A 16,419-nucleotide genomic window follows, 5' to 3' on the forward strand; every position below is an offset into this window, starting at 1 on the left:
CCGCCCCGCTGAGGGGTGTCGAACGGTGGCAGCGGGAGCCGGCGGCTCAGCCCCAGCAGTTGTCCAGGCCGTAGGCGGTGTCCTTCGAAGCGACGCCGTCCTGCGCCTTGTCGGTGATCAGGGTGACTCCGGTGTCGGTGTAACCCGACGCCTTCTTGCCGTCCTTGGCGTACGTCACGACGGCCTTGACGCCCTCGGCGGCCATCTTCAGCGGGTACTGCTGCGAGGTCGCGGCGATCTTGCCGTCCTTGACGGCCTTGGTGCCGGTGCAGCCGCCGTCGACGGAGACGATCAGGACGTCCTTCTCCCGGCCCTTGGCCTTGAGCGCGGTGTACGCGCCCAGCGCGGCGGGCTCGTTGATGGTGTAGACGACGTTGATGCCGGGTTCCTTCTGGAGGCAGTTCTCCATCGCCGTCTGGCCCTTGGACTGGTCACCGCCGGTGTCCTGGGCACAGGCGACGTCCTTGTCGGTGGCGCCGAAGCCCTTGAGGAAACCGTTGTGCCGCTGGATGCCGACGGACACGCCCGGCGCCAGGTCGAGGGCGGCTATCTTCGCCTTCTTGCCCTTCATCGCGGCCTTGGCGTACTCGCCGATCAGCTCACCGGCCTTGAGGTTGTCGGTGGCGAAGAGGGCGTCGACCGCGCTCTGCGGCTCGGTCGGGGTGTCCAGGGCGATGACCAGGACGCCCTTGGCCTTGGCCTTCTCGATCGCGGGCACGATCGCCTTGGAGTCGCTCGGGGTGATCAGGATGCCCTTCACGCCGGCGGCGACCATGTTCTCGATCGCGGTGACCTGCCCGGCGTTGTCGCCGTCGAACTTGCCGGCCGCGGTCATGAGCTTGACGCCCTCGGCCTTCGCGGACTTCTCCGCGCCCTCCTTCATCTTGACGAAGAACGGGTTGGTGTCCGTCTTGGTGATCAGGCCGACCTTGACCTCGCCCGAGCCGGTGCTCGTGCTGCCCGATCCCGATCCGGATCCACAGGCGGTCAGGGTGAGGGCCGCGATGCCCGTGCACGCGGCGACTCGGAGCAGGGAGGAGGGGAGACGAGAGGTGCGTGACATGAACGACTCCAGCGGGATGTCGGGCGGGTGGCCGGCAGCGAGGCCTGCCGTCCCGCGATGTCAACGATGACTGATGTCATCGTTGACACTGCTTGGCGAGGATGATGGACTCCGCTCACCGGCAACGTCAATGCCTTGCACCCGTCACAAATCGGCAACGCCCCTCGGCGGCCGCCCGCCCCGAAGCCGTTCACCGGCGTGCCCGGGTCCTGCCCGTTTCCGCTCCGCGCGTCCCAGAGAAGAGCAGCCCATGAGCCGGATCACCGTCCTCGGAGAATGCGTCGCCGACGCGTTCACCGAGCCCGCACCTGCCCCGAACGAACTCGCCCTGCGTGTCCTGCCGGGCGGCGGGCCGGCCAACACGGCGGTGGCCCTGGCCCGCCTCGGCACCCCGGCCCGCTTCCTCGCGCGGCTGTCCGGCGACGTGTTCGGCCGCCTCTTCCGGGCCCACCTCGAGGCATCCGGCGTGGACCTCACGCACGCCGTGGAGGCCGCCGAGCCCAGCACGCTCGCCGTCGCCGAACTGGACGCCCAGGGCCAGGCCGCGTTCTCCTTCCACGCCCAGGCCACCGCCGACTGGCAGTGGACGACCGCGGAACTGGCCGGGGTGGACCTGGCCGGCACCGCCTGCGTGCACACCGGTTCGCTGGCCCTGGTCAGGGAACCGGGAGCGGCGGTGGTGGAGGACTTCCTGGCAGCGGCCGCCCCGACCGCCACCATCAGCATCGACCCCAACGTCCGACCGCTCCTGGTGCACCCCGAGGTCTACCGCGCCCGGCTGGCGCACTGGTGCGGCCTCACGGACGTGCTGCGGCTGAGCGAGGACGACCTGGACCTCCTCCTGCCCGGGACCTCACCCGAGCAGGCCTGCGACACCTGGCACGCGGCCGGGACCCGGCTCGTGGTGATCACGCGCGGCGCCGGAGGGGCCCTGGCCTCACTCGACGGGGAACGCGTGCGGGTGCCGGCGGTGGCCACGCCGGTCGTCGACACCGTCGGCGCGGGGGACTCCTTCACGGCGGGTCTGCTGCACCACCTCGGCACCCACGGACTCCTCGGCGGCAGGCTGACGGACCTGCGGCTCGCCGACGTCGAGTCGGCCTGCCGGTTCGCCGTGCGGGTGGCGGCCCTGACCTGCTCGGTCGCCGGTCCGAACCCGCCCTGGCAGGACCAGTTGCCGCCGCTCGGGCCGGACGCCTCCGCTGTCCGGCACCTCGACTCCACCCACTGAACCCCACGGACAGGACGGAAGACCCATGACGAAAACCCTGCTCGCCGAATTCACCGCCCGTGAGGGAGCGGAGGACGAGGTCGCCCGCCTGATCCAGGAGTACGCCCTGAAGGTGCGCGAGGAGGAAGGCAACCTGGCCTTCGACGTCTACACCAAGACCGCAAGCCCCCGCGCCTACTGGATCTTCGAGGTCTACCGGGACGAGGACGCCTTCCAGGCACACCTGGCCGCCCCGTACGGCGGCCCGTTCAACGCCGCCCTCACTCCGCTGATCGAGGAGGACGCCTCCGTTCTGACGTTCCTCGATCCGCTGACGACGCGTCCCTGACGGGCGTCGGCCCGGGCCCGCCCGCCGGGGCCCCGGCGCACGGCGTCGTGCGAAAGCGGGAGGGCGACGGGCCGCCGGCGGACCCGAAGAAAACTCCTGTGCGTCGCCTCGCGCGCCTCTGCGATCATCCCCGAATGGCGCACAGTTTCGAATCGCTGGTCATCCGGCACACCCATCGCCTGCCCTCCCCCAAGGGATCCGCGGGGGAAGGCGCCACCGCCGCCCGGCAGTTCGACGCGGCGCTGACCTCCGTGGGCTTCAAGCTCTCCGCCGAGCTGCTCGAGCGGCTGTCGGGGCTGTCCGAGGCCGCGGTCGTGCACACCGCCCGGCGCACGCTGGCCACCGTCAGCGAGATGGTGGGCGACCACGTCCGGCACAACTCCTACTTCATCGACTTCCCGGCGAACGTGCCCGACACCGAGGAGTTCTGGATGCGGTGCGTGGCGAAGGCACTCGCCGACGACACCTCGCGCGAGAACGTGCTCGCGCAGCTGACGCACGGCGTCCTGAACCTGCTGAGCCTGCCCACGTACGGCCGCTACCAGCACACCTACGAGGAGATGCTCGCGGCGCAGGACGAGCTGATCGCCTCGGCAGGCGACCGGGTGACCGTCCTGCACCTCGGCCGGGACCTGGACGCCGAACTCACCGCCCTCTATCTCGCCCTGGCGGGCAGCACGACGCCCCTGAGCGAGGACCACCTGCGCGACCTCAGGACCCTCGCCGAACGCTGCGCCGACGGCCCCCGGCCGCAGTCGATCCCCGTACGGGAGAACCGGGCGGTCGTCAACGAGGCCCGCCTCGGCGTCGGCGCCGACCTCCTGCTGGACACCGTCACCGACGTGCTGCGCCTTGCCTGCGCGCTGTCGGGCGGCGACGTGACGCTCCAGGAACCCACCCGGTTCCGGACTCTGCCGCGGCCCGTCCGCCGGGGGCTGCTCGCGGGCCTCGACGCGGTGGTCGCGGCGAACCCGGCGAAGCTCGCCGACGTGCACGCGCACCGGGAGCCCTTCAAGCGCCTCGGCGAGCGTCTCCACCCGCACGAGTACCCCCGCCGGCCGCACGCCGCCGACGTGTTCGCCGTGGCGCGGGGCGAGAGGGAGGCCCGCTCCTTCGACAGCCGCGTCGAGAAGCTGCTCGACGAGTACGACGTCACCGGTGCGGTGAAGCTGCTGAAATCCGCTCCCGGCAAGCTGTACCGCGCCCTGGACCTCCTACTGCGCATCGCCGCCGGCCAGGAGGAGCGGGACGCGGTGGTGGCCGCCGCGGTGGAGGTCGCTCCCGACGTCTCCGGCCGCGTCGTCCTCTCGGTCCGGGAGCACTTCCACAACCGGGAGCGCGAGACCGACGCACCCCGCATCTTCGTCAACCGCCTGGGCCGCGCCTGGGTGGCGCCCGACGACCGGCCTCCGGTACCCGCCGCGGACCGCGACCGGCTGATCACCGCCCTCGACGCCGAGATGCGCCGCCGACTCCCGGCGCCGCGCCGCCTGTTGCTCGACCCCGAGATCCTCGACGTGGCGCTCCCGCTCAGCGGCAGGGCGACCGCGGCCGGGTTCGGCGTACTCCCGCGGGGTTCGCTCTCGCGGGTCGACGGCGAACTGCTGCGCTTCTTCGTGTACTGGAAGCAGACCGAGTTCCGCACCGACTACGACCTGTCGGCCCTGCTTCTGCGCAGCGACTACAGCACCGACTCCTGGCTCTCCTACACCTCTCTCAGAGCCGTCGGGGGCCGGCACTCGGGCGATGTCACCGAGGCGCCCGACGGGGCCTCGGAGTTCATCGACCTGTCCCTGGACCGGGTGCGCAGCAGGTACATCGTCCCGCAGGTCAACATCTTCGCGGGCGAGGGCTTCGAGGACGCCGAGGAGTCGTTCTTCGGGTTCATGCTGCGCGAAGGCGAGCAGAAGGGCCGCCCGTTCGAGCCTCGCACGGTCCGGATGAAGTCGGAGCTGCGCGGGGTCGGCCGGGTGGCACTGCCTCTGGTCTTCCGGCGCGGAGACGACGGCACGTGGCGGGCGAAGTGGCTGCACCTGTATCTGCGGGGCATCACGGAGGCGAACCGGGTCGAGGAGAACCAGGTGTCGGTGTCCAAGGTGGTGCGTGCCCTCGTGGAGCGCGAGCAACTGACGACGAGGTACCTGATCGACCTGATGTCCCGCGACACCACGGCCGTGGACCTGTGGGACGGCGGGCCGGTCCCCGAGGAGGCCGTGACGTACATCGGTCTCGAACGACCCGAGGGGCTGCACCCGGACTCCCGGATCATCACCCTCGGAAATCTGCGCGACCTGATCCCGGCCTGAGTGCTAGCGTTGCCGACGGCGAGGCCATGAGGGGGCTTCCTTCTCATTCACTCCAAATGACTCGAGTTCCCTCGCTTTCCTCGCCCTCGACTCCGGCCGGGAGGCGCCCGCGTGGCGCCTCCCGGTTTTCGTACCCCCGGCAGCTCGTCACCCCCAGATGGACTTCAGCCGCCACGCGCGGAGGTCGTCCAGGGTGGCGGCGCCTCCTTCGGCGAACACCTCGACGCCGGTGCTGGAGGGGTCGGGGAAGATCTGGTCGGTGATCACGGCCTCTCCGTTGCCGCCGAAGACCTCCACGGACGACCAGTCGACGAGGATCCGCAGCCTGACCTTGCCGTTCTCGGCCTTCAGCGGGGCGCTCTGCACGCCGGGGAAGGTGCTGCTGAAGTCCCGGGCGCCGGAACGGCCGCGGTCGACGTACAGCTCCTGCGCGGCGGTGTCGTAGCCGATGACGGTCTCCTCGCCACCCGCGCCGGTGCGCACCTTCAGGCCGAAGCGGTCCGCGTCCTTGAGGGAGAAGGTCGCCTCGATGTCGAGGGCCTTGCCCTGGGCCCCGAGGTTGGTCAGGGACTTCGAGGTGCTCCGGACGGTGACGCCGGATGTCCTCGCCGGGCCGGTCTGCCGGAGGGACTCGAGACTGCCCACCGGCTTGCTGGTCAGCCGGATCCGGCCGTCCACGGTACGCAGAGCCATCTCCCTCGGGACGCTCTGCACGCCGCGCCACGGGGAGGTGGGGACGGCCTGGCCGTAGTCCCAGTTGTTCATCCAGCCGATCATGTAGCGCTTGCCGTCCGGCGCGTCCTCCCAGGACACGGCCGCGTAGTAGTCCCTGCCGTAGTCGGCCCAGCCGGCGCGCCGCAGGACGGATTCCGCGGGCTTGTCCGCGGTGGTGAACCGGTCGGCCAGTACATGGCCCCAACCGCCGGTGTCCGTGTCGACGATCCGGATCCGCGCCTTCTTGCCGGCGTACGGGCGCATGTCGAAGGACGCCCAGTCCATGGCCTCACTGTCGGTACCGGTCACGCTGCGGACGAGCTTGCCGTCGACGATCAGGTTGACGGACGTCTCCTGGGATGCGCGCTGGACCGGGGTGTCGGACATGACGATGTGGTCGGCGTTGACATGGCCCCAGCCGCCGGTGTTGTCGTCGACGATCCTGATCCGCGCCTTCTTGCCGGAGAGGTCGCCGACGTCCCACGAGGCCCAGTCGAGCGCCTCGGAGTCCTTCCCCGTGGCGCTGCGCACGACCCGGCCGTCCACGAGGAGCTCGACGGCGGTGGGGTCGGCCGCGTCCGCCGGGTGGTTTCCGCCGCCGATGAGGAAGTTGATGTGCTTCTTGTCGACGGTGAACTCGGGCGAAGTGAGGGTGCCGGTGGTGGAGTCGCCGCTGCGGAAGGTGTTGACCAGGCCGCTGCCCAGGTATCCCGAGACCTGCTGCTGGCCGGGGAGGGTGCCGGTGGCCGGTGCCGTGCCGAAGGCGTCCCCGGTCGCCGTCCAGTCGCCGTAGCCGCCGCCCTCGAAGTCGGCGAGGACCGTGCCCTCGGGCGCGGTGCCGTCCAGGACCGTACCGGCCTTGTGCGGATGCCGCCCGCCACCGATCTTGAAGTTCAGGTACGGGCTGGTCACGGTGAATTCGGGCGAGGTGAGGGAGCCGGTGGTGCCGTCACCGCCGTGGAAGCTGTTGGCGAGACCCTTGCCGTCGAAACCCGAGACGGCTTGCTGACCGTCCAGCGTCCCGGTTGCCGGCCCCTGGCCGAACGCGGTTCCGGCCGCCGTCCAGTCCCCGAAGCCGTCGCCTTCGAAGTCCTGCACGACGTCCCCCGCGGGCGGTGTGTAGGTGCCCTTGTCCTCAGGGGTGAACTTCTTGCCGTCGAAGTCTCCGACGAAGTACTGGGCGGCCGAACCACCCGCGATGCCGCCGGGGTTGAGGTTGACCACGAGGACCCACTTGATCTTCGCCGGGTCCCCGTCGACCGCGAGCGGGAACAGGTCGGGGCACTCCCACACGCCACCCGTCGCGCCGGCCGGCCCGAACTCGCTCTGCAGCTCCCAGTCCTTGAGGTTCTTGGACGAGTAGAACCGCACCTTGTGCTCGGCGGACAGCGACACCGTCATCAGCCAGCTCTTGGTCGGCGCGTACCACTGCACCTTCGGGTCGCGGAAGTTGTCGGAGCCGATGTCGATCACGGGGTTGCCCTGGTACTTGGTCCAGGTGCGGCCCCGGTCGGTGCTGTAGGCGAGCGACTGGGCCTGCTTGCCGCCCTTCTTGTAGGCGCTGGTGTAGATCGCCACCATGGGCGGGTTCTCCTTGGTGCCGAACCCGGTGGTGTTGTCCCGGTCGACGACCGCGCCGCCGGAGAAGACCATCTCCTCGTCGTCGTGCGACAGGGCGAGCGGCAACTCCTCCCAGTGCACGAGGTCCTTGCTCACCGCGTGCCCCCAGGACATGTCGCCCCAGGAGTTGCCGTTCGGGTTGTACTGGTAGAAGAGGTGGTATTCGCCCTTGTAGTACACGAGACCGTTGGGGTCGTTCATCCAGTTCTTCTGCGGGGTGAAGTGGAACTGGGGCCTGTAGGTCTCGGTGTAGGCCTGTGCGACGCCCTGCGGGGTGAGCGGGGCCGCCGACAGGGCGAAGGCGGTCACCACCGTCGCCACCCGCATGCGGGTCTGCCGGGATACGCGTATACGGCTCATAGCGGCTCCTTGTCCCACGGCCGTCGACGCAGCGGCGAGGGAAGCACCCTGCGCGAAGACCGAGAAGTGCGCCCCGGCCCGACGAAGGCTGCTCCGCCGTCGCCCGAGGGTGTCATCGTTGACTTGTGTCATCGATGACAGTGGCTGCCCGATTATGAGACGCAGTCAGGTGGCCGCGTCAACGGTGTGGATGCGAATTGGTTCGGTGCGCGCTGCGGCGCTCGAGTGCCGATCGTCCCCCGCCGGCCGGGCAAGGGGGAGCCCGCCCGCCATCGGCCGTAACCTGTATACACAAGTGTGTGCGCGAGGATGAACGGGGAGTCACATGGCCCGGGCGACCGGCAAGAGCGAGGCGGTCTACGAGCGGCTGAAGGGTGATATCGAGTCGCTGCGGATGCGGCCGGGGGCCAAGCTGAGCGAGGTCCAGCTGGGGGAGCGGTTGGGGGCCTCGCGGACGCCGGTGCGGGAGGCGATCCGGCGGCTGGCGAGGGAAGGGCTGGTCGACTTCGCACCGGGGGAGGTGGCCCGGGTGGCCGCCATCTCCCTGGGCGGCGTGCGCGCCCTGTTCGAGTTCCGGATGCTGCTGGAGCCCCGGGCGGCCGCCTCGGTCGCCACGGTGGGCGCGGCCGACGAGCGGGTGCTGGTGCCGTTCCGTGAACTGCTGGAGCGGCTGGAGGCGTTCGACGAGTCCTTCCGCGCGCTGGACCCCGCCGCGCAGACAGGCTCGTACCAGGAGTTCTACGACATCACCGAGGCGTTCGACCAGGCGGTCATCGCGGCCTGCCGCAACCCCTACCTCGCCCGCACGATCCGCGACCTGCGCAGTGAGACCGTACGCCTGCGTCACCTCTCGCACAGCGGCCCACGGCGCATGCTGACCTCGCTGGAGGAGCACCGCGCGATGCTGAAGGCGGTCACGCAAGCGGACGCCCAAGCGGCCGACGCGGCCTGCCGGCACCACCTCGCGCAGACCCTGCGGGCCCTCATCGACAGCCTGACCAGCCAGGACCTGGTACTCGGCACGGACGTGTCGCTGGACATCACCGGCTGAGAGATTCCCTGCCCGAAAGCGCGGGATCGCCCACGTCGGCCGTCTCGGCCCGGCGGAGGCTGCCACGGTCGGCGCGCTGCTCGGGCTGCCCGCCTGGGCCATCGAGCGCATCCCCGGCCTGGGCCAGAGGCAGGCGGTGTGGAAGGTCGGCCCCGACTACGTCGACATCGTGCGGACCGTCCTCACCGAAGAGGAAGCCAGGCTCACCGACATGTCCACACGGCGCCGCAAGGCGCAGCAGAGCCTGGCCACCCACCTCGACGCCATCGAGCTCGACTTGGACGAACCCGAGGAGACCCGGCTCTACGACGCCTTCGCCGGCTGGTGGCGCGAGTTGCAGACCGCACTCGACACCGACGGCGACGGCCGCGTGAGCGCCGAGGAGTACGCCGCGGCCGTTCCCTCCCTCGCTGGACCCGCACTGATCAGAGTCGCCGAAGTCCTCTTCGACGCCACGGACAAGGACGACGACCAGACCATCGACGCGGACGAATACCGCGCCCTGTTCCGCACCGCCTTCCAGCGCGACACAGCCGGCACCGAGACGGCGTACACGCGCAGCGCGTTCATCAAGGACTTCCTGTCCTTCATGACCGGCCGCCGGCGCACCACCCCCTACGACCCGCTCCTCGCACAGGCATGACCGTCGTCCCGTCCGCTGCGGTGTCACCATCGGGCGCAGCCGCACGGCCGGCCGGGCACTTCCCCGGCCGGCCGGGCGGGCGGATCAGCGCAGTCCGGCGAAGAGGTCGTTCTCGGGTACGGCCGCGCCGGTGGCGTCCTGGACCCGTACGAAGGTCTCCATGCCCATCAGCTCGCCGAACCTCTCCTTGCCCATCCTGAGGAAGAAGATGTTCTCGCCCTGACTGGCGTGCGCGGCCAGCGCGTCGAACTTCTGGCCGCTGAACTCGGTGGTGTCGACCCACGTGGTGATCTCGTCGTCGGGAAGGCCGATCTCGGCCAGCGCGGCGGCCTCGGCAGGATCCGGCTCCGGCATGTCCTCGCCGAACTCGCGCATGATCTCGCCGAACCGCGCCATCGCCGAGCGGGGCATCGTGGTCCAGTACACCTTCGGGGTCAGGTCGGTCAGCTCCAGCGCCGCCATGGTGATCCGGTGGGCCTGGATGTGGTCGGGGTGACCGTAGAAGCCGTTCTCGTCGTAGGTGACGACCACATCGGGCCGGTAGTGCCGCATGAGTTCGGCGAGCCGTGCCGCGCCCTCCTCCACGGGGGTCTGCCAGAAGGATCCGGGGGCGTCGTTGCTCGGCCAGCCCATCATCCCGGAGTCGGCGTAATCCAGCATCTCCAGATCGCTGACCTTCAGAACGCCACAGCTGGCTTCGAGTTCCTGTCGGCGCATCGAGGCGACCGCCGCCGGATCGTGCCCGGGGTCGCCGGGCTTGACACCCCCCGGCCCATCACCGCAACCGCCGTCCGTACACGTCACGAGAACCGTGCGGATGCCTTCTGCCGCGTACCGCGCGAGGACCCCTCCGGTTCCGGTGGCCTCGTCGTCGGGGTGGGCGTGTACTGCCATGAGCGTCAAGGGCCGGTCAGTCATGCAACAGTCCTCCTGCGGAGATACGTCTTGGTCCGAGTGCGTGGCGGGTCTACCGCGATCCTGGGGCCCGGGCGGCCCTGGTGGTGCGGACGATCTCGAGGCCTCCGGGCCCGTCGTCCGTGCGGCCCGGGTCCTCGATCGATGCAACCGTGCCGGCCGCCCCGGCTGTTCCCGGCGCGGCCGCCCGGTCTTCTCCTGTCTGCCGCGGGCAGACAGGAAGGACCCGAACAGCGCGTGTACCGAGCCGCGGCGGTCAGGAGGTCAGAGCAGCCGGCCGGCCTGGTGAAGCGCGTCGAAGACCAGCCCGTCGACTGCGGAGACCCGGTCCCTGTCGGCATAGCGGAACCACGCCTTCTCGGCGATCTCCCGCGCGGGGGTCAGCTCGCCGCGGTGGCCGGCGGTGTAGCAGATCATCCGGAACGGGCCGTGTTCCGGATGGCCCTCGCCGATCTCGAAGGTGCCGAAGTGCACCATGGAACGGAGGTCGATCGCGGCCCGCAGTTCCTCGTCGATCTCCCGCAACAGGGTTTCGCCGTCGGACTCGCCCGGCTCACGGTGACCGCCCGGCAGGTAGAAGCGATCCCTGCCGTGACTGCGCGTCACGAGCACCAGCTCGTCCCGGACCAGGATCCACGCCACCTTCTCCGGCACACGGTTGCCATTCGCCATGACGGGACCGTATCGGTGTTCCGCATCCTGCCCTGCCGTGACGCCGGCCGCGAGGGGGTCGCAGGGGCGCGTCGCCTCATTGTTGCCGACGTCCCGCCTCGCATGCGGTTCATGCGGTCGCGAGCGAGACCTCCGTGGACTTGAACAGGGCGGTGACGGCGGTGCCTTCCCTCAGGCCGAGGTCGGTGACCGCCTCCTTGGTGATCGCGGCGGTCAGTTCGCCTCCCTCGACCGTGATCCTGACCGAGGCCATCGCGGCGCCCGTGGCGACTCCGCGCACGGTGCCGGGCAGCCGGTTGCGGATGGACAGGCCCTCCACCGGACCGGTGGCCAGCGAGACCTCCGTGGCCTTGACGAGGGCCTGCACCGCGGAGCCTTCGGCGAGGCCGAGGTCCTTGACCGCGTCCACCGTGACGGCGGCCGTGACGTCCTGCCCACCGTCGAGGCGGACCCTGACCGTGGCCATGGCTTCCCCGGGAGTGACGGCGGTGACGGTGCCGGGGATCTGGTTGCGGATGCTCAGGCTCATGGCGGAACTCCTCAGGCGGGGGCTTTGTCCGGGTTACCGCTGCTCTGTGGCCCACCGTAGTCCGAAGAGGGTGCTGTCCGTGCCGGACCTGTCGCAACCGCGAGGCCTTGGTCGCGTACGGCCTCGCAGACCCGGACCGGCTGGTCCGTTCCGCTGCCCGAGCGGCTCCTCACGCCGGGTACGCGTGCGTCTCGGCCGCCTTCACCGCCGCCCAGACCGTGGCTCCGGGATGGAGGTCGAGTTCGGCCGCGGCGACCGTGGTGAGGTCGGCGATCAAGGAGAGCTCACCGGACAGGGCCGCGCGGATCTGGTCTCCGTGGGATTCCAGTCCCGCCACCTCGCAGCGCCACAGGTTGCGGGCGCTGGAGCCGGTGGGGCGGTCGCGGTGGAGGGTGACGGCGCTGGGCGGGAAAGCGACGAAGACCGGGCCGGTGAGGTCTTCCGTGGTCGTGATCGCGGGGCCGGCGTCGAGGCGGACCGTGTGTCCTTCGGCCTGCCCTCCGGCCTGTCCCCGGTAGAGGTTGAGGCCGACCAGATGGGCGATGTAGTCCGTGCGAGGGCGGCGGGCGATGTCGGACGGGGCGCCCTCCTGGACGACCTTGCCGTCCTCGATGACGACGAGGTGGTCGGCCAGGACCATGGCGTCGAGCGGGTCGTGCGTGACGAGTACGGCGACCGCTTCGAAGTCGGCGAGGTGACGGCGGAGCTGGGCCCGGACATCGAGGCGGGTGCGGGCGTCGAGTGCCGCGAGGGGCTCGTCGAGGAGGAGCAGACGGGGGTGGGTGGCCAGGGCCCGGGCGAGGGCTACGCGCTGTGCCTGGCCGCCGGAGAGGCGGCGGGGCTTGGCGGACGCGTGGGCGGTGAGGTCCATGCGCTCCAGCCACTCGGTGGCCTGGGCGCGGGCCTCCGCCTTGGTGGCGCCGTGGCAGCGCGGCCCGAAGGCCACGTTGTCGAGTGCGGTGAGGTGGGGGAAGAGGAGGTAGTCCTGGAAGACGACGCCGACCGGGCGGGACTCCGGTGGCGTACGGGCCAACTCCGCCCCGTCCAGCCAGAGATGGCCTCCGGCGAGCGGGACGAGACCGGCGAGGGCGCGCAGGGCGGTGGTCTTGCCGGCGCCGTTGGGGCCGAGGAGGGCGACCACGTCGCCGGGGGCCGCGGTCAGTTTCACGTCGAGGCGGAAGGAGCCGCGCTCGGCCACCAGCCGGGCGTCGAGGCCTTCGGCTGCCGGACCTGGTGCTCCGACGGCATCCCCCGCCGTCTTCCCGGCGTCGGTCATGAGGCGGTCATCCAGCGATCACGCAGCCCCGCCAGGACCGCGATGGACACGGCGAGCAGGACGAGGCTGAGGGCGATGGCCGCCTCCGGGTCGCTCTGCAGGGCCAGGTAGACGGCCAGGGGCATGGTCTGGGTGCGGCCGGGGAAATTGCCGGCGAAGGTGATGGTCGCGCCGAACTCCCCGAGCGCCCGCGCCCAGGCCAGCACGGCTCCGGCCGCGATGCCCGGGGCGATGAGGGGCAGTGTGACGCGGCGGAACGCGGTGAAGCGGGAGGCGCCCAGGGTGGCGGCGGCCTCCTCGTAGCGCGGGTCGGCGGCCCGCAGGGTGCCCTCGACACTGATCACCAGGAAGGGCATCGCCACGAACGCCTCCGCGATCACGACCCCGGCGGTGGTGAAGGGCAGCGTGATCCCGAACCACGAGTCGAGCCACTGCCCGACGATGCCGTTGCGGCCGAGCGCCATCAGCAGCGCCACACCGCCGACGACCGGGGGCAGGACGAGAGGCAGGGTGACCAGGGCACGCACGAAGCCGCGGCCGGGGAAGTCGACCCGGGCCAGCAGCCAGGCCAGTGGCACTCCGAGGACCAGGCTCACCGCCGTCGCCGCCGTGGCGCAGATCAGGGACAGCTTGAGGGCCTGCCACACGTCGGGGCTGGTCAGCTGAGCGGGCAGGCTGTGCCACGGGGTCCGCACGAGCAGGGCGACCAGCGGCACGAGCAGGAAGGCCAGGCCGATCAGCGCGGGGAGGAGGAGGGGCAGCGGGACGCCGGTCCGGACGTGCCGGCGCCGCGGACCGCCCCGGAGGGTGTCGGTCGCGGCGTCGGCCCTGCCGGTCGGGAGCGTCACGGCTTGAGGAACCCGGCCCCGCTCAGGACCTTCTGGCCCTCGGCGGATCGGACGAGTGCCATGAACGCCTTGGCGGCCTCGGTGTTCTGCGCGTTCTTGAGGAGGGCGATCGGATAGTCGTTGATGGCGTCGGCGGACTCGGGGAACTCCACGCCCTCCACCTTGTCACCCGCGGACCTCACGTCGGTCTTGTACACGACCGCCGCGTCGGCCTCCTTCAGCTCGACCTTGGTCAGGGCGGCCTTGACGTCCTGCTCGTAGGAGACGGGGGTGAGCTTGAGCCTGCCGGCGTCGAGGGCCTTCTGGGCGGCGGCGCCGCACGGCACCTCCTTGTCGCACAGGACGACCTTCAAGTCGGAGTTCGCGAGGTCCTTCAGGGAGGACACCTTGTCGGGGTTGCCCGGCAGGGTCGCGATCTCCAGCTGGTTGCGGACGAAGGTGGCGGGCGTGCCGGCGGCGTCTCCGGCGTCCGTGACGATCTTCATGGTCTTGGGGCTGGCCGAGGCGAACACATCGGCGGGCGCGCCGCCGGTGATGCCCGCTGCGAGCGAGTCGCTGCCGCCGAAGCTGAAGGTGACCTTGGTGCCCGGGTGCTGCTTCTCGAACTCCTTGCCCAGCGTCGTGAAGCTCTCCTTCAGCGAGGCCGCGGCGAACACGGTCACCGTGCCGGACAGCTTCCCCGCGCCGGACGCAGAGGCGGAGGAGTCCGGCTTCGTCGACGAGGAGCCGTCGGACGAGGAGCCGTCGGACGAGGAGCAGGCGCACAGGGCCAGCACGGCGGCGGCTCCCAGCGCGGTCACCTGCAAGGGGCGGCGGGTCCGGCGCGCGATACGGGTCATCACGGATCTACTCCCTCTGGTCCTGACGGACCCGTTCACTCGTGGTCGTCACGGACTCCTCACGGACCTCGACGACCACGTTGGTCGACCTGATCAGCTGTGCATGCGCTGATGATAATGCCGCATATGCGAGGCGAAAGTCTCCTGTTGCTTCGCATGAGCCGCAACTGTGATCTGTGCAGGTTGCATGTGCGTTTGTACGGCACGCGGGTCCGGGTACGGTCATCCGGGAGGTGGTAGCCCGTGAGCCAGTCCCTCGCAGCCACCGGTACGGCCGCAGGCCCCGTGGCGGAACTCGCCCTCGGCGGCGATCTGACGTGTCCGGCCCGGCTGACGGTCCCCGACCTGCTGGCCTGGCCCCAGCACGAGGCCGACGTCAGCTTCGAGTGCTCCACCAGCGGTGTCCAGCACCACCGTTTCACCGGCCCGCTGCTGCACGACGTGCTCGCGGACGCCCGCCCGTTCTTCGACCCCGGCCGCCGCAAGGACCGTCTGCGCTTCCTGATCGCGGTCTCAGGCGCGGACGGTCACCACGCCCTGCTGTCCTGGGCGGAGATCGACCCCGACTTCGGACAGGCCCCCGTCCTGCTCGCGGTCACCATCGACGACACCCCGCTGGACCGTGCCGGCCCCCAGCTCGTCCTGCCCCAGGACCGCTGCGGCGCCCGGCACATCAGCGGTATCACCGCCATCCGCGTGGACGGCGGCTACACCGCGTGGGCGTGAACCACTGGGCGTGAACCAGGCGGAGGACCGCTTCGCCGCTGACGCACCTCGATATGCGGTTGCCGTCTCCCGCATGCTGCTCCGCCCGGGCCGACGGGTACTGGACGCGGGGTGCGGCAGCGGCCGAGCCACCTCCGCGCTGCGTGCCGAGGTCGGTGCCGATGGCGTCGTGCTCGGCGTGGACCTCACCCGGCAATGCTCGCGTGCGCGGCGGAGAAGGACGTACGGACTTCTGGTCGCCGATGCCTGCCGACTCCCGCTGCGGGCCGGGACGTTGGACGGCGTCTTCAGCGCCGGCCTGGTCGATCACGTCCCCGACGCTGTGGGCGCCCTGCGTCGATCACGTCCCCGACCCCGTGGGTGCCCTGCGGGCATGGGCCCGGGTGACGGCACCCGGCGGCGTTCTGCTGCTGTTCCACCCCTCCGGCCGCGCCGAACGCGCACGGGGAGGCCCCCGCTCAGACCCGGTCGACGTGCACGTTCGTCGACTTCACCCGGGCGGTGGCCTCCACCCCGACCTCCAGCCCCAGCTCCTCCACGGCCTCCCGAGTCAGCAACGACACCAGCCGGTGCGGGCCGGCCTGAATCTCCACCTGGGCTGCCACGTCGCCGAGCTTCACTGCCGTCACGATGCCGGGGAAGGCGTTACGAACGGATGTGTACGAGGTGTCCCCCTCGGCGCCGCCGCTCTTGGCCAGCTCCACGGAGAAGGCAGCCAGGTCCTTCCCGTCGATCAGCCGCCGACCGCTCTCGTCCCGGTGCGTGGCGACCCGCCCGGCGTCCGCCCATCGCCGCGCGGTGTCCGGACTCACACCGAGGAGCCGTGCGGCCTGGCCGATTGTGTAGGACTGCATGCGCATCAAGATAGGGGCCGCATCCCTCCCGGGCGCGCAGCGGCCAGGGCCGTCCCTGAACACCCCGAAGGCGGTCGGTCGTTCGATGCCTGGAAGGCATGGGCGTCAGGGGCCGTTAGCAGCCGCTGCTGCCTGCCGTCGTTGACGTCAGGTGCGGATGTCAGGCCGGCCGAGACACGATGTTCACTGCTCGGTAGTCGTAGCCGTCCTGCTTGAAGCCCGGGGCTTCCCACTGGAGATCTACACGTTGCCCCGGTGACAGCGTACGGAAGCCCTCCGTCTGGATGTCGGAGTAGTGGCCCCAACAACCGCCGGGCGTCTCGGGAGAGTCGAGTACCCCCCACCCCTCCTCGTCGTACCACTCACGGACTGTCGCGGTCACCATGCAGCGACTATACGAGTGCCGGCTGCGCCGTGGACGTATCGCGACTGCAGCTTGGGAAG

At 70.7% G+C, this 16,419-nt stretch carries 15 protein-coding genes and 2 pseudogenes; 7 read left to right on the forward strand and 10 right to left on the reverse strand.

Translation table 11 applies throughout. The annotated features are described in order from the left end of the window. Positions 1-46: 46 nt before the first annotated feature. Positions 47-1,063: a sugar ABC transporter substrate-binding protein gene (locus tag ACFCXS_RS14435; protein ID WP_376643563.1), complete on the reverse strand. Its 1,017-nt coding sequence runs from the start codon at positions 1,061-1,063 to the stop codon at positions 47-49. 250 nt (positions 1,064-1,313) lie between these two features. On the opposite strand from ACFCXS_RS14435, the gene ACFCXS_RS14440 reads away from it, so the two are divergent. The 3 genes from ACFCXS_RS14440 to ACFCXS_RS14450 all read left to right on the forward strand — a co-directional run bounded on the left by ACFCXS_RS14440 (position 1,314) and on the right by ACFCXS_RS14450 (position 4,928). Then, the gene (locus ACFCXS_RS14440; protein WP_376643564.1) at positions 1,314-2,294 is read left to right on the forward strand and encodes a carbohydrate kinase; all 981 of its coding nucleotides are present in this window, start codon (positions 1,314-1,316) and stop codon (positions 2,292-2,294) included. A gap of 25 nt (positions 2,295-2,319) precedes the next feature. Then, complete coding sequence (locus ACFCXS_RS14445; RefSeq protein WP_376643565.1) at positions 2,320-2,622, forward strand: putative quinol monooxygenase; 303 nt, start codon at positions 2,320-2,322, stop codon at positions 2,620-2,622. 134 nt (positions 2,623-2,756) lie between these two features. Continuing rightward, positions 2,757-4,928, forward strand: a complete 2,172-nt coding sequence (locus ACFCXS_RS14450; RefSeq protein ID WP_376643566.1) for a TerD family protein — start codon at positions 2,757-2,759, stop codon at positions 4,926-4,928. A gap of 147 nt (positions 4,929-5,075) precedes the next feature. Here ACFCXS_RS14450 and ACFCXS_RS14455 read toward each other — a convergent pair whose 3' ends face one another. Continuing rightward, entirely contained in the window at positions 5,076-7,622 is a 2,547-nt protein-coding gene (locus tag ACFCXS_RS14455; RefSeq protein ID WP_376643567.1) for a GH32 C-terminal domain-containing protein, read from the reverse strand. Between the two features lie 325 nt (positions 7,623-7,947). Between ACFCXS_RS14455 and ACFCXS_RS14460 the strand changes: the two genes are divergently transcribed. Both ACFCXS_RS14460 and ACFCXS_RS14465 read left to right on the forward strand, forming a co-directional pair. Further along, positions 7,948-8,673, forward strand: coding sequence for a GntR family transcriptional regulator (locus tag ACFCXS_RS14460; protein ID WP_376643568.1), 726 nt, complete (start codon positions 7,948-7,950; stop codon positions 8,671-8,673). Between the two features lie 271 nt (positions 8,674-8,944). Beyond that, positions 8,945-9,316: pseudogene (locus ACFCXS_RS14465) on the forward strand (EF-hand domain-containing protein); the annotation flags it as partial. 84 nt (positions 9,317-9,400) lie between these two features. Here ACFCXS_RS14465 and ACFCXS_RS14470 read toward each other — a convergent pair. The 6 genes from ACFCXS_RS14470 to modA form a co-directional block, all read right to left on the reverse strand. Then, positions 9,401-10,234 (reverse strand): PIG-L family deacetylase, encoded by an 834-nt coding sequence (locus ACFCXS_RS14470; protein WP_376643569.1) that lies wholly within the window; start codon positions 10,232-10,234, stop codon positions 9,401-9,403. A gap of 261 nt (positions 10,235-10,495) precedes the next feature. Beyond that, entirely contained in the window at positions 10,496-10,903 is a 408-nt protein-coding gene (locus ACFCXS_RS14475; protein WP_376643570.1) for an NUDIX domain-containing protein, read from the reverse strand. Positions 10,904-11,012: 109 nt separating this feature from the next. After that, on the reverse strand, positions 11,013-11,432 hold the full coding sequence (locus ACFCXS_RS14480; protein ID WP_376643571.1) for a molybdopterin-binding protein: 420 nt from the start codon (positions 11,430-11,432) through the stop codon (positions 11,013-11,015). 169 nt (positions 11,433-11,601) lie between these two features. Continuing rightward, positions 11,602-12,708, reverse strand: coding sequence for an ABC transporter ATP-binding protein (locus ACFCXS_RS14485; RefSeq protein WP_376643572.1), 1,107 nt, complete (start codon positions 12,706-12,708; stop codon positions 11,602-11,604). Further along, positions 12,705-13,556, reverse strand: a complete 852-nt coding sequence (gene modB / locus ACFCXS_RS14490) for a molybdate ABC transporter permease subunit (RefSeq protein ID WP_376643573.1) — start codon at positions 13,554-13,556, stop codon at positions 12,705-12,707. The genes ACFCXS_RS14485 and modB overlap by 4 nt, the downstream gene beginning before the upstream one ends. Beyond that, the gene (gene modA, locus ACFCXS_RS14495; protein ID WP_376643574.1) at positions 13,553-14,395 is read right to left on the reverse strand and encodes a molybdate ABC transporter substrate-binding protein; all 843 of its coding nucleotides are present in this window, start codon (positions 14,393-14,395) and stop codon (positions 13,553-13,555) included. The genes modB and modA overlap by 4 nt, the downstream gene beginning before the upstream one ends. Before the next feature lie 243 nt (positions 14,396-14,638). Here modA and ACFCXS_RS14500 point away from each other — a divergent pair, with 243 nt between their 5' ends. Together ACFCXS_RS14500 and ACFCXS_RS14505 are read left to right on the forward strand one after the other, a co-directional pair. Next, complete coding sequence (locus ACFCXS_RS14500) at positions 14,639-15,121, forward strand: molybdopterin-dependent oxidoreductase (RefSeq protein ID WP_376643575.1); 483 nt, start codon at positions 14,639-14,641, stop codon at positions 15,119-15,121. Between the two features lie 73 nt (positions 15,122-15,194). Next, a pseudogene (locus ACFCXS_RS14505) lies at positions 15,195-15,401 on the forward strand (class I SAM-dependent methyltransferase); the annotation flags it as partial. Between the two features lie 178 nt (positions 15,402-15,579). Here ACFCXS_RS14505 and ACFCXS_RS14510 read toward each other — a convergent pair. Both ACFCXS_RS14510 and ACFCXS_RS14515 read right to left on the reverse strand, forming a co-directional pair. Continuing rightward, positions 15,580-15,975, reverse strand: a complete 396-nt coding sequence (locus ACFCXS_RS14510) for a molybdopterin-binding protein (protein ID WP_376643576.1) — start codon at positions 15,973-15,975, stop codon at positions 15,580-15,582. Positions 15,976-16,135: 160 nt separating this feature from the next. Then, positions 16,136-16,360 (reverse strand): cold-shock protein, encoded by a 225-nt coding sequence (locus ACFCXS_RS14515; RefSeq protein ID WP_376643577.1) that lies wholly within the window; start codon positions 16,358-16,360, stop codon positions 16,136-16,138. Between the last annotated feature and the right edge of the window lie 59 nt (positions 16,361-16,419).

This window comes from Streptomyces sp. NPDC056373, from assembly GCF_042262425.1.
Lineage (GTDB): Bacteria > Actinomycetota > Actinomycetes > Streptomycetales > Streptomycetaceae > Streptomyces.

Bases quoted from the DNA above. Each gene is read 5' to 3' on its own strand.
- ACFCXS_RS14485 (WP_376643572.1), bottom strand. From the start codon at position 12,708: ATGACCGACGCCGGGAAGACGGCGGGGGATGCCGTCGGAGCACCAGGT.
- ACFCXS_RS14475 (WP_376643570.1), bottom strand. From the start codon at position 10,903: ATGGCGAATGGCAACCGTGTGCCGGAGAAGGTGGCGTGGATCCTGGTC.
- modA (WP_376643574.1), bottom strand. From the start codon at position 14,395: ATGACCCGTATCGCGCGCCGGACCCGCCGCCCCTTGCAGGTGACCGCG.
- ACFCXS_RS14480 (WP_376643571.1), bottom strand. From the start codon at position 11,432: ATGAGCCTGAGCATCCGCAACCAGATCCCCGGCACCGTCACCGCCGTC.
- ACFCXS_RS14460 (WP_376643568.1), top strand. From the start codon at position 7,948: ATGGCCCGGGCGACCGGCAAGAGCGAGGCGGTCTACGAGCGGCTGAAG.
- ACFCXS_RS14450 (WP_376643566.1), top strand. From the start codon at position 2,757: ATGGCGCACAGTTTCGAATCGCTGGTCATCCGGCACACCCATCGCCTG.
- ACFCXS_RS14470 (WP_376643569.1), bottom strand. From the start codon at position 10,234: ATGACTGACCGGCCCTTGACGCTCATGGCAGTACACGCCCACCCCGAC.
- ACFCXS_RS14510 (WP_376643576.1), bottom strand. From the start codon at position 15,975: ATGCAGTCCTACACAATCGGCCAGGCCGCACGGCTCCTCGGTGTGAGT.
- ACFCXS_RS14515 (WP_376643577.1), bottom strand. From the start codon at position 16,360: ATGGTGACCGCGACAGTCCGTGAGTGGTACGACGAGGAGGGGTGGGGG.
- ACFCXS_RS14455 (WP_376643567.1), bottom strand. From the start codon at position 7,622: ATGAGCCGTATACGCGTATCCCGGCAGACCCGCATGCGGGTGGCGACG.
- ACFCXS_RS14440 (WP_376643564.1), top strand. From the start codon at position 1,314: ATGAGCCGGATCACCGTCCTCGGAGAATGCGTCGCCGACGCGTTCACC.
- ACFCXS_RS14435 (WP_376643563.1), bottom strand. From the start codon at position 1,063: ATGTCACGCACCTCTCGTCTCCCCTCCTCCCTGCTCCGAGTCGCCGCG.
- ACFCXS_RS14445 (WP_376643565.1), top strand. From the start codon at position 2,320: ATGACGAAAACCCTGCTCGCCGAATTCACCGCCCGTGAGGGAGCGGAG.